This is a genomic window from Saccharopolyspora sp. NPDC002686 (assembly GCF_040295745.1).
Taxonomy (GTDB): domain Bacteria; phylum Actinomycetota; class Actinomycetes; order Mycobacteriales; family Pseudonocardiaceae; genus Saccharopolyspora; species Saccharopolyspora oryzae.
The window spans coordinates 1-11580 of the sequence record NZ_JBEOVY010000253.1; the positions used below are offsets into that span (position 1 = coordinate 1).

At 69.6% G+C, this 11580-nt stretch carries 12 protein-coding genes; 5 read left to right on the top strand and 7 right to left on the bottom strand.

The genetic code is table 11. The features are described 5' to 3' along the window. Positions 1 to 40: 40 nt before the first annotated feature. The 4 genes from ABTZ89_RS27390 to ABTZ89_RS27405 form a co-directional block, all read right to left on the bottom strand. On the bottom strand, positions 41 to 1015 hold the full coding sequence (locus tag ABTZ89_RS27390) for a pirin family protein (RefSeq protein ID WP_351049884.1): 975 nt from the start codon (positions 1013 to 1015) through the stop codon (positions 41 to 43). 148 nt (positions 1016 to 1163) lie between these two features. Then, positions 1164 to 2375, bottom strand: coding sequence for an MFS transporter (locus tag ABTZ89_RS27395; protein ID WP_351049886.1), 1212 nt, complete (start codon positions 2373 to 2375; stop codon positions 1164 to 1166). Positions 2376 to 2430: 55 nt separating this feature from the next. Then, positions 2431 to 3081: a class I SAM-dependent methyltransferase gene (locus ABTZ89_RS27400; protein ID WP_351049889.1), complete on the bottom strand. Its 651-nt coding sequence runs from the start codon at positions 3079 to 3081 to the stop codon at positions 2431 to 2433. A gap of 44 nt (positions 3082 to 3125) precedes the next feature. Continuing rightward, positions 3126 to 3785 carry an ArsR/SmtB family transcription factor gene (locus tag ABTZ89_RS27405; protein WP_351049892.1) on the bottom strand — a complete coding sequence of 220 codons (660 nt, stop codon included), beginning with the start codon at positions 3783 to 3785 and terminating at the stop codon, positions 3126 to 3128. Positions 3786 to 4064: 279 nt separating this feature from the next. On the opposite strand from ABTZ89_RS27405, the gene ABTZ89_RS27410 reads away from it, so the two are divergent. Together ABTZ89_RS27410 and ABTZ89_RS27415 are read left to right on the top strand one after the other, a co-directional pair. Further along, positions 4065 to 4262, top strand: a complete 198-nt coding sequence (locus ABTZ89_RS27410; RefSeq protein ID WP_270953746.1) for a hypothetical protein — start codon at positions 4065 to 4067, stop codon at positions 4260 to 4262. Positions 4263 to 4454: 192 nt separating this feature from the next. Continuing rightward, on the top strand, positions 4455 to 5414 hold the full coding sequence (locus ABTZ89_RS27415) for a hypothetical protein (protein WP_351049895.1): 960 nt from the start codon (positions 4455 to 4457) through the stop codon (positions 5412 to 5414). Between the two features lie 49 nt (positions 5415 to 5463). Here the strand turns inward: ABTZ89_RS27415 and ABTZ89_RS27420 are convergent, their stop codons facing one another. Next, on the bottom strand, positions 5464 to 5931 hold the full coding sequence (locus tag ABTZ89_RS27420) for a MarR family winged helix-turn-helix transcriptional regulator (RefSeq protein ID WP_270953748.1): 468 nt from the start codon (positions 5929 to 5931) through the stop codon (positions 5464 to 5466). 147 nt (positions 5932 to 6078) lie between these two features. Here ABTZ89_RS27420 and wrbA point away from each other — a divergent pair, with 147 nt between their 5' ends. The 3 genes from wrbA to ABTZ89_RS27435 all read left to right on the top strand — a co-directional run bounded on the left by wrbA (position 6079) and on the right by ABTZ89_RS27435 (position 8380). Continuing rightward, on the top strand, positions 6079 to 6693 hold the full coding sequence (wrbA, locus tag ABTZ89_RS27425) for an NAD(P)H:quinone oxidoreductase (protein ID WP_351049898.1): 615 nt from the start codon (positions 6079 to 6081) through the stop codon (positions 6691 to 6693). A 92-nt stretch (positions 6694 to 6785) separates the two neighbouring features. Continuing rightward, a complete protein-coding gene (locus ABTZ89_RS27430) occupies positions 6786 to 7772 on the top strand; it encodes a ring-cleaving dioxygenase (protein ID WP_351049901.1) in 987 nt (328 codons plus the stop codon). Next, positions 7769 to 8380 carry an alpha/beta hydrolase gene (locus ABTZ89_RS27435; RefSeq protein WP_351049904.1) on the top strand — a complete coding sequence of 204 codons (612 nt, stop codon included), beginning with the start codon at positions 7769 to 7771 and terminating at the stop codon, positions 8378 to 8380. The genes ABTZ89_RS27430 and ABTZ89_RS27435 overlap by 4 nt, the downstream gene beginning before the upstream one ends. A 52-nt stretch (positions 8381 to 8432) precedes the next feature. On the opposite strand, the gene ABTZ89_RS27440 is transcribed toward ABTZ89_RS27435, so the two are convergent. Beyond that, positions 8433 to 8909 carry a (2Fe-2S)-binding protein gene (locus tag ABTZ89_RS27440; RefSeq protein WP_270953752.1) on the bottom strand — a complete coding sequence of 159 codons (477 nt, stop codon included), beginning with the start codon at positions 8907 to 8909 and terminating at the stop codon, positions 8433 to 8435. Between the two features lie 19 nt (positions 8910 to 8928). Continuing rightward, positions 8929 to 11256, bottom strand: coding sequence for a molybdopterin cofactor-binding domain-containing protein (locus tag ABTZ89_RS27445; protein ID WP_351049907.1), 2328 nt, complete (start codon positions 11254 to 11256; stop codon positions 8929 to 8931). Between the last annotated feature and the right edge of the window lie 324 nt (positions 11257 to 11580).

The window sequence follows — 11580 nt, forward strand, 5'->3', positions numbered from 1 at the left end:
GGGCTGGTGCAAGCCCGTTCCGCGCCGCGTCGTGTCACCGTCAGAGGACGTCGTGGCCCGGGTGGTCGTCGGAGGGAACGGTTCCCAGCCGCCCGGCTTGGAAGTCCTCGAACGCCTGGTAGACCTCCTCCTTGGTGTTCATGACGAACGGGCCGTAGGCGGCGATGGGTTCGCGGATGGGGCGGCCGCCCAGGACGAGCACCTCCATCTCCGGGCTCCGGCTCTCCTGGGTCCGGTCGGCTCCCAGGCTCACGACGTCGCCGGGGCCGAAGACCGCCAGCTGCCCGGCGGTGATGGGCCGACCGTCGAGACCGACCGAGCCGGACCCGGCCAGGACGTAGACCAGCGCGTTGTAGTCGGGCTGCCACGGCAGCCGGAGCTGGGCGCCGGGGGAGAGCGTCGCGTGCGCCACCGTGATCGGCGTGTGGGTGCTGCCCGGTCCTGCGTGCCCGGCGACCTCGCCGGCGATCACCCGCAGGTAGGCGCCGCCGTCGGGCGAACGCAGCAGGGCGACCTCGCCGCCGCGGATGTCCTGGTACTTCGGGGTGGTCATCTTCTGCTGGGACGGCAGGTTCACCCAGAGCTGGATGCCGTGGAACAGGCCGCCCTTCATCACGATCTCCTCGGGCGGCTCCTCGATGTGCAGCAGCCCGGCGCCCGCGGTCATCCACTGGGTGTCGCCGTTGGTGATCAGACCACCGCCGCCGTGCGAGTCCTGGTGGCGGAACACCCCGTCGAGCATGTAGGTGACCGTCTCGAAACCGCGGTGCGGGTGCCACGGCGTGCCCTTGGGCTCGCCGGGTGCGTACTCGACCTCGCCCATCTGGTCCATGTGGATGAACGGGTCCAGCGCAGCGAGGCTCACGCTCGCGAAGGCGCGGCGGACCGGGAATCCCTCGCCCTCGTAACCGCGCGGAGCGGTGGTCACCGAGACCACTTCGCGCTCCCGGGCTTGCGGCTGCACTTCTCCGACCGAGGGAAGGGTCAGAACGTCGCCCACCGTGATCGCTGGCATCGGAATCCCTCCAACTTGCATGTGCATGCATCGAATACCGCGCTCCGCGGCGATGCCGCTGACGGTACTCCTCAAGTATCTTCCATGCAAGAGGTTGCCGCGCGAGTCAAATGGCTGAGACCGGGGGCCGCGGAGGAGTGGTGGGAGGTCAGGCGCGGGCGGTTCGGGCCACTGCTGGGATCACGGCCAGGGCCAGGACTCCGCTGATGATCGCGAGGGTCGCGTAGCTGGTGGTGGCCACGACGAGGCCGGAGGCCATGCCACCGCCGGCCCCGGCGAGGGCGATCGCGACGTCGATCTTGCCCTGGGTCCTGGCCCGGGTGGCCAGCGGGACCGTGTCGGAGATGATCGTGGTTCCGCTGATCAGGCCGAAGTTCCAGCCCAGGCCGAGCAGACCGAGGGCCAGGGCGATCAGGGCGGTGGAATGCGGTGGCGCGAAGGCAGCGATCAGACCGGCCGCGAGGAGGGTGACGCCGGAGGCGGCGGCGACGGTCAGGCGTCCGAAGCGGTCCACGAGCAGCCCGCTGAACGGGGACGGCAGGTACATCCCGGCCACGTGCACGGCGATAACCAGGCCGGCGGCGCCGAGGTCGTGGCCGTTGTGCTGCATGTGGATCGGCGTCATGGTCATGATCGCGACCATGATGAGCTGGGTGAGCACCATGACGGATGCGCCGAGCACCAGGTGCGCGCGATTGCCGTCCGCGTCCGGTGTTCGCCCGCCGGATTCCTGCTCCTCGGCGGCGATGGCCCGCGCGGTGATCAGGGGATCGGGGCGGAGCATGATCCACAGCACCGCCGCAGCCGCCGCGTAGGCGACCGCGGCGAGGATGAACGGTCCGGCCAGCCGCGGGATGTCCAGCGAATCGGCCAACCGGCCCGTCGCGGTGACCAGGTTCGGGCCGGCCACCGATCCGACGGTGGTCGCCACCAGGACGGTGCTCACGGCCCGGCCCCGGTGCTGCGGTGCGGCGAGATCGGCTCCGGCGTAGCGGGCCTGCAAGTTGGTCGCGGTGCCGGAGCCGTAGACGAACAGCGACAGGAACAGCAGCGGCACGCTACCGGCGGCAGAAGCGATGACGACCCCGACGCTGCCCACCGCTCCAGCGGCGTAGCCGACGGAAAGCCCGACGCGGCGGCCTAATCGCTGCGAGGCGCGCCCGACGACGACCGCGGCGGCAGCGGAGCCGATGGTGAACAGCGCGCTGGGCAGCCCGGACAGGCTGGTGCTGGCGAGCATCTCCTGCGCCAGCAGCGCCCCGACGGTGACGCCTGCGGCGAGACCGGCTCCGCTGAGGACTTGGGTCGCCACGAGGACGGCGAGGATGCGCTTCTGGGCTGGATGAACTGCAGCGGGCACAGCAAGGCCTTTCGGGCAGGCGGCTCCACCGGTGCGTCGGGGGACCGGGGCGGGATCAGCGTGGCTTGGTCTGGGTGATGCGCCACAGGCGGCGCGGCAGACCGCCCTCCTCGAAGGCGTGGACCTCGGGTGGCGTCCACTGCTGCGCGAGGGAGTCGACCAGGGTGCGGTCGAAGAAGTGCACGGCGAAACCACCGTGCTCGTAGATGTCGTCGCCGTGCGCGATGCCGGCGCCGTAGTGGGCATCGCCGGTGTGGCGCACGGTGTAGGCGAAAGTGCCGCCGGGGCGCAGAACTCGTCGGACCTCCGCGACCAGCGCGTGGATCTCCTCGGTGGACAGCGCCATGCACAGCAGCATGTGCGCGAACACGGCGTCCACGCTGGAGTCGGGGAGCGGGATCGGGGTGCGGACGTCGTGGACGGTGGTGGTGATGCGGTCGATCAGCCCGTCCTGCTCGGCGCGGCCGCGGAGTTGGGCCAGGCCGTCCGGGCTGAAATCCATGGCGTGCACGGAGAATCCGCGCTGGGCGAAGTGGAGGCTGTCGCGGCCGTGCCCGGCGCCCAGTTCGAGGACGGTGCCGCCGGTGGGGAAGGCGTCGGCCGCCTGCTTGGCGGGTTCGGACGGCTCGTAGCCGTACATGTGGGGATTGCGCTGGTAGGTGGACTGCCAGTGGTCGCGTTGAGCACGGCTCAAGTCGTCGGTCATGGTGCCTCGCATTCGGTGGATCGCCGCGTGGGGTCGGCTGGTCGTCAGGTCGTTTCCACCGGCAGCTCGGCCAGCTGCCACTCGAGCATTCCGTCGGCGAGCCGCCGGGCGCTGCGGCCGTGGGCGGTCAGCAGCCGCACAGCGTCGTGGGAGAGCACGCAGAAGCTGCCGCGGCAGTAGGCGACGACCTCCTGATCGACCGGGATCTCCCCGAGCCGGTCGGCCAGCTCGTCCACCGGGATCGACACCGCGCCCGGGATGTGCCCGGCTTCGTACTCCTCGCGGGGGCGGACGTCGAGCACGACGACGTCGCCGGACTCGGCCCGGCGGAGCAGTTCCTCGCGGCTGACCGGCTCGGCGTCGTCGGAGCCGAGGTAGGCGGTGCGGGCCGCCGCCACATCGGGCAGGTGCGTGCTGGCCACGGTCCGCACCAGCGCGTACAGCGCAGCCACGTCGGTCCCGGCGAGGCGGTAGTAGATCTTGGTGCCTTCGCGGCGGGTGGCGACCAGGTTCGCCTGCTTGAGCGTTTGCAGGTGCGCGGAAGCCGTGGTCGTGCCCAGCTGCGCTGCGCGTGCCAACGCCTCGACCGTGCGCTCGCCCTGCGCGAGCAGGTCGAGCAGTTCCAGCCGCTTCCCGCTGCCCAGCGCCTTGCCCACGCGGGCGAACTGGTCGAACAGCGCATTCCTCGCGTCCCGGTCACCCACCGTTACTCCAATCTTCCTTGGAATAGTGTAGGTCAGGGCCCGGCGCGAGGGAACCCGATCGTGGTTCCGGAGTTCATCCGATTCATCGATGTGCGCGTCTTCAAACCTTCGTTTGGCCTGGTCACATTGCGAACGCGCAGCGTAGTGCCGGGTTGTCCGGGATGTCCCGCGATTCGGGGTGATGGGGCTGTGACGGGGTGGTGACGGGTGTCTGGCGTACTTCCCGTCAGCGGCTGCTGCCGCTGTCGGAATTCTCGTGAAAGCGAACTAGGGGGAACCATGTTCGAACACCTGTCGGTGGAGCTGCTTCCGGAGCGCAAGGCCCTCGGCGGCGGCTGGTGGGGCGGCTTCGGCGACATCGACCAGGACCTCGACGTCCTGCAGAACGTCGATGTCGACGTCGACAACGACTCCTGCTTCGGTGACGTCGACGTGACGGCGTTCAACAACGCCAACGTGAACCAGCACGCCTTCTGACGGTTCTGAATCGGCTCAACCCCTGGCCGCCCACCGCTGCTGCGCGCGGTGGGCGGCCAGGTCACCACCGCGTCCACTGTGGATTTCACCGAGCTCCCGAAAACGCCCTCCGCGGAACTCGGTCGCTGCTAGCGTGACCGGGGTGTTGATCAACGAATCCCGATTGCACCCCCGGAAAGGCCGGAGATGCGCATGAACCCGGCCGACTGCCCCACGCTCCACAACCTGGACAACGCCTCCACCGCGTTCCTCTTCGAGACCGTCGACTTCGGCGTGGAACACGTCAAGCAGGGCGAGGGCCCGTTCATCCCGTTCGCGGCCACCCTGGGCGAGAACGGCGAGAAGGGGATCGCGAAGTTCATCGGCGACGAGGACGACGACTCGTGGACGCAGGAGGACATGGTGGCCCTCGGCCGCCGGAAGCTCCGCGAACTCGACGACGACCCGCACTGCGTCGCGCTGGTCCACGACGGCTACTTCACCGGCGACGGCGGCCGGACCGAGGCGGTGTTCGTCGAGGCCTACGAGCTGGGCCGCCCGGCGGGCGTGCACCTGTGCCAGCGCTACGAGCGCCGCGGCGGCGAGATCGTCCTCATCGGCAACCCGATGCTGTTCGACGACGCGGTGGAGCCGCTGGTGCCGGCCGACCGGCAGCGGGTCGAATTCCCCCACCTGAGCTCGGAAGCGAAGCGGTTCGCGCTGGACGTGATCGGCATCGGGATCGAGTGCCTGGAGCCGGAGCCGGCCGTCATGACCCCGTTCGCCGCGGTCGTGGGCGAAGACGGCTCGCCCGAGATGTGGAGCCTGGTCGACGACGAGGACGGCCCCACGGTGGGTGGTGGCCTGGACCTCGGTCGCGAGCAGCTCGCGGCGGTCGACCGAACCGCCATGTTCGTCGCGCTGGTCTGGGGCGGCGAGAGGCTGGACGGCGGCGAGCAGGAAGGGGCGGTGTTCACCGAGGTCTACGAGCTCGGCCGCCCCGCGGGCGTGCAGCTGGTCCAGCAGTACCGGCGGATCGACCACGACCGCATCGCGCTCATGGGTGAACCGCAGGTGCTCGACGAGGCGGAACCGCTGGTGCCGCCGGTCGAGCAACCCCGATCCGCCGCCTTCGCCAGGCTTCAGGAGATGGCCAACCAGAAGCGCGGCTGATCAGCACGGACCCGTGAGCACTTTTCGTCGCTATAGCACCGGAAAGTGCTCACGGTGCGTTCGTGGTGCGCAGAGTGCGCATGGCTTCGGCGAGCTCTCCCGCCCGTTCCGCGGCGAGCGGTGACAGCACCCGTTCGCGAAGCACTTCGGCGCAGGCCGTGCGGGCGCGCTGAGCTACGTCGAGCCCGTGCTCGGTGAGGGTCGCGTAGGTGACGCGGCGGTCGGTCTCGCACGGTTCGCGGCGGATCAGGTCGGCCTTGGTGAGGCGGTCGGCGACCTTGGTGAAGCCGCCGCTGCTGAGCGCGGCCTCCGCCGCCAGCTGGGTCATCGGCAGCCGGTGGTCGGGGGAGCGCAGCAGCCTGATCACGATGTCGAACGAACCGGGCGCCAGTTCGACGCGGTCGTTGATCTCGTTCATCAGGCGCTCCTGGGTGGCGTGGTAGCCCTCGATGACCAACCCCCACCAGGTGATGACCTCGTCGTCGGTCCGGCTGCTGGGAGAACCCTTCTCGTTCACGTGCGCCTCCTTCTTTCCTGGTCACAGCTTACCGGAAGATTCTTCTTCGGATAAGTCTTGCGCAGAAGAGATGAGCGCGGTAGCGTCTGCCGCGTAAGAGGTTGATGGGGCGTTCCCCGCCCGTCCTGTGAACAGGAGTTGTTTGCCGTGAGCGACGCCGTGAAGCTGAGCATCATCTACTACTCGTCGACCGGTATCGGTACCGAGATCGCCAAGACCCTGGCCGCCGAGGCCGAGGCCGCGGGCGCCGAGGTCCGGCTGCGCCGCGTCACCGAGCTCGCCCCCGACGCGGCGATCGACAGCAACCCGGCGTGGCGCGCCAACGTCGACGCCACCCGCGAGATCCCCGAGGCCACCGCCGACGACGTGGTGTGGGCCGACGCCGTGCTGTTCGGTTCCCCGACCCGCTTCGGCAACATCTCGTCCCAGCTGAAGCAGTTCATCGACACCCTGGGCGGGCAGTGGGCGCAGGGCCAGCTGGCCGACAAGGTCTACAGCGGCTTCACCTCGACCTCGACCACCCACGGTGGCCAGGAGTCGACGCTGCTGGCGCTGTACAACACCTTCCACCACTTCGGCGGCATCGTGGTCGCCCCGGGCTACACCGACGGCGCGAAGTTCGCCGACGGCAACCCCTACGGCACCAGCCACGTCGACGCGCAGGGTGCGAACCAGGTCGACGACACCACCCGCAAGGCCGCGGCCGTGCAGGCGCGCCGCGTCGTCGGCGTCGCGCAGGCCCTGAAGAACGGCCGCGCCTGATCGATCGGCTGGGCATCCGGTGACCTGAGGCCGGATGCCCAGCCGACCCCCACCCGAACCGCGAGTCCACCCACGAACCGCAGGAGGCGGTCATGTCGATCAGTCCCAGCGGCCTGCACCACGTCACCGCCATCGGCGGGAACCCGCAGCGCAACGCCGACTTCTACCTGCGCACCCTCGGGTTGCGCCTGGTCAAGACCACGGTCAACTTCGACGACCCGGGCACGTACCACCTGTACTACGGCGACGGCGAGGGCAAGCCGGGCTCGCTGATGACCTTCTTCCCGTGGGACGGCGTCGCGAACGGCCGGCTCGGCACGGGCCAGGCGACCACGACGTCCTTCTCGGTCCCGGCGAACTCCATCGGCTGGTGGAAGCAGCACCTCGAAGCCGCCGGTGTGCAGACCAGCCGGGTCATGACCTCCGACGAGGAGGACACCCTCAGCTTCCGCGACCCCGACGGCCTGTCGATCGCCCTGGTCGCCCACCAGCAGCCCGACCCACGCGCTCCGTGGGACACGCCGCTGGTGCCGGGCGAGCACGCCATCCGCGGCCTGCACTCGGTGACGATGACCGTCGCGGAGGAGACCGGGACCGCCGACACGCTCGTCGACGACCTGGGGCTGCGGTTCCTGCACCAGGACGGCGACCGGCTGCGCTTCGCCGCCGGCGACGGCGGACCGGGCGCGCTGGTCGACGTGCGGGTGGACCCGGCCGCGCCGCGCGGTCTGGTCGCGGGCGGAACGGTGCACCACATCGCTTGGCGGGTGCCGGACGACGCGACCCAGCTGGCCTGGCGCGAAGAGCTGGTCGGCAAGGGGTACGACGTGACGTCCATCCTGGACCGCCAGTACTTCCACTCGATCTACTTCCGCGAGCCCGGCGGGGTCCTGCAGGAGATCGCCACCGACGACATCGGCTTCGGCGTGGACGAGCCGCTGCTGGAACTGGGCCGCTCGCTGAAGCTGCCGCCGTGGTTGGAGCCCAAGCGCGAGGAGATCCAGGCGGCGCTGCCGAAGCTGGACCTGCCCGACGAGAACAACCCCGAGGTCGCCGAAAGGCTGGCTGCGCGGCGATGAACACCTTGCGACACCGCTTCGTCGAAGGATCCGCGGATGCGCCGGTGCTGCTGCTGTTGCACGGCACCGGTGGCAGCCCGGAGGACCTGATGGGGCTGGCGAAGGAGATCAGTCCGGACTCGGCCCTGCTCGCTCCTGCCGGGCCGGTGTCGGAGAACGGCATGGCGCGCTGGTTCCGGCGGCTGCGCGAAGGCGTTTTCGACCACGAGGACGTCGCGGTCCGCGCCGACCAGCTCGCCGACTTCGTCCTCGGAGCGCGCAGCGACTACGGGTTGGACGAGCGGCGGATGGTCGCCGTCGGCTTCTCCAACGGCGCGAACATCGCTGCTGCGACGGCGTTGCTGCGCCCCGACGCGATCACCGAGGTCGTCGCGTTCGCGGCGATGCTGCCGGTGCCCGAGCCGCCCGCCGTCGACCTGAGCGGCACCCGGGTGCTGCTGTCGAACGGGACGCGCGACCCGATGGCACCGGAGGAATCCGCGAAGGAACTCGTCGCGGAGTTCGAACAGCGCTCCGCCGAGGTGACCGCCCACTGGCACCCCGGAGGACACCAGATCACCGCCGAAGGGGTCCAAGCAGCGCGCAACTGGCTGCGGAACACCCGGTGAGCACTGGGCTTGCCCGTTCGACGAGGGGCTGAACGGGCAAGCCCAGCAGCTGTCACATCTTCTCCGCGCCCGCCTTGATCGCCTCGCGGATCCGGTAGTAGGTGCCGCACCGGCAGACGTTGCGGATCTCGTCCAGCAGCGAATCGTCGATGTCGCGGCCCTCCCGGCGGGCCTGGTTCACCTTGGCCACGGCCGCCATGATCTGCCCCGGCTGGCAGTAGCCGCACTGCGCGACGTCGTGCTCGATCCACGCCTCCTGCATCGGGTGCAGGTCCTTGCCGACCGTCTTGGGCAGGCCCTCGATCGTGGTCACCTCGTCGTCGGCCGAGATCTCGCCGACGGGCACCGCGCACGGGTTGAACGCCTTGCCGTTGATGTGCGACGTGCACGCCTTGCAGACGTTGATCCCGCAGCCGTACTTCGGACCGCGGATGCCGAGCAGGTCGCGCAGCACCCAGAGCAGGCGCTCGCCGTCCTCGGCCTCGACCGTCACCGTCTCGCCGTTGACCTTGAAGGTGTGGGTGGGCATCAGCTAGGACCTCCAGGACTCAGTAGGTGTGGCTCAGGCCGTCGGTCGGCGACTCCGGAACCGGGGGGACGAACGACTTCGGCTCGAAGTGCAGCGGATCGTTGTGGTTGATCGGGAAGTACTGCGGCAACTTCCCGACCGCGCGGGTGTAGGCGCAGGCGGTCGCGGCGAACGCCGAAGCCACGCCGGCTTCGCCCGCACCACCGGGCGGGTTGTCCGTCGGCACCACGAAGACCCGCATGTCGCGCGGGGTGTTCCACTGCCGCGTGTAGGCGGTGTTGTCCCAGCTGGCCTCGAGGAAGTGGCCGTCGGCGAGGTGGCTGGAGTTGGTCAGCGCCAGCGCGATCCCGTCGGAGATGCCGCCCTGCATCTGCGCTTCCACGCCCTTGGGGTTGATCGCCAGCCCGGGGTCGATGGCGAAGGTGACCTTCGTGACCAGCGGACCGGTCACCGCGTCGCGCACCTTGCGGTTGACCGTCTCCGGACGGCAGTCGATCTCCACCAGGCAGGCCGAAGCGCCCTTGTACTCCTCGTGGATCGCGATGCCCTGCGCCATCCCGGCAGGCATCTTCCGGCCCCACTGGCCTTCCTCGGCGACCTTCTTCAGGACGTTCTTGACCCGCTCCTTGCGCAGGTAGGCCATCCGGAACTCGTAGGGGTCCTTGCCCAGCTTCTTCGCGATCTGGTCGACCACCAGCTCGTTGGCGGCGCGCACGTCGGGGGAGTAGACGTTGCGGACCGCGCTGGTCGGGAACCGGTCGCGCTCACCGGTTTCCATCAGCTTCTGGTTGATGACGCCGAAGTTGTACGGCATGAACTGGGTGGTCTCGAAGATCGTCTCGGCCAGGCTGAGGTTGCCGGCGATCGGGATCGTGCCGATGGAGGCGGTGATCGCCTCGCCGAAGCCGTGCGTGAAGTCGACGGCCACCCCGGTGTGCCGGTGCTCGAAGCTCAGCACCTCGTCGCCGACGTGCGCGACGCGGACCCGGGCCGTCACCATCGGGTGCGAGCGCCCCTGCCGGGGTTCGTCCGCGCGGTGCCACATCAACCGCACCGGCGCCTTGCACGCCTTCGAGACGATCGCCGCTTCCAGCGCGCCGTCGAAGAACAGCTTCCGGCCGAACGACCCGCCGCCCTCGACGACGTTGAACGTCACCTTGCCGGCGGGCAGTCCCAAGGTCGCGGCGATCTCCTGCTTGGCCGCGATCGGCGACTTCGCCGAGGCCCAGATGGTGGCGCTGCCGTCGCGCACGTCGGCGACGGCGGAGTTCGGTTCGAGCGGGGAACCGCTGCGGAAGTGGAAGGTGAAGTCGAAGTCCATCGTCTCGGCCAGCACCGGCAGGTGCGGCACCGCCATCGGCAGCTCGGCCGACTTCAGCTCGGCGCGGATCGACTCGTCGGACGAGTTCTCGACCGGGCCCGGCTTCCACTTCACCTTGAGCGCGCGGATGGCGTCGATGCACTGGCCGAAGGTGTGCGCCCGCACGGCGATGCCGCTGGGCACCTTCTCCACGTGCGTGACGCCGTTCATCGCCTTGACCTCGGCGGCGTTGAGCACGGACTCGGGGCTGCCGCCGACGGTCGGCGGACGGCAGATCATCGCCGGCAGCGCGCCGTCGACCTCCAGGTCCATCGCGAACTTCTTCTGCCCGGTCACCGCGGCCACGGCGTCCTTGCGGCCCTGCGACGTGCCGATGACGCGGAACTTCGACTCCGGTTTGAGCTGCACCTCGCGCGCGGTGGTCTTGGACACCGCTGCGCGCGGCACGACCTCGCCGTAGGACAGCTTCTTCCCGGCGCTGCCGAGGATCTCGCCCGCCTTGGCCTGCAGGCTGCCCACGGTGTCGCCGAGCAGGACGGCGGCGGCCTCCAGCAGCGCCTGCTTGGCCAGCGCGGCGGCGACCCGGACCGGGGTGTACATCGCGAAGATGGTGTTCGACCCGCCGGTGAGCTGGTTCCACACCAGCTCCGGCCGCGCGGGCGCCAGCGTGACGTTGACCTTCTCCAGCGGCAGCTCGAGCTCTTCGGCGATGATCATCGCGATGGACGTGGTGATGCCCTGGCCCACCTCGGCGCGGGGCATCTCGAAGGAGGCCGTGCCGTCCTCGTGCACCTCGACCTTGATCAGCTGCGAGGTCGGTTGCGCGGCCGCGGTGAGCAGGTCGTTGAGGTCGTAGAGGTCCGCGGGCACCGGGGTGGTGACCGGGGCCGCCTCCGCCGACGAGCCCAGCAGGCCCACGTGGGCGGCGGCGACCAGGCTGGTGCCTCCGACCAGGAAGCCGAGGAACTTCCGCCGACCCATGCCCTCCGCTGGCACGCCGTGGTGTTCCGAGCCTGGCTGTGACATGCCGTCTCCCGTCGCATCGCCGAACGAAATTTCACGCGTGCTGAGCGTGAACCGAACTTCTCGCCCTCAACTGTTCAGATCTTGTACACCGGTACGACCGCATCGGCCAAGATCGGAGTGATCTCGGTCCTGCGCGGAGCGGGCGGTGTCGCGCGACGGGGCGGGACTTCGTACAGCGAGCTCGGGTGTCCATCGTGGACACGACGAACTGGCCCTGCCCCCCCGGGGTGGGGGGGGCGGGCCGGGGGGGGGGCGAGCACCGGGGGGTGGGTTTTTAGGAATATGAGACAGAAGAACTACATTAACAAAGAGTTATTATTCGTG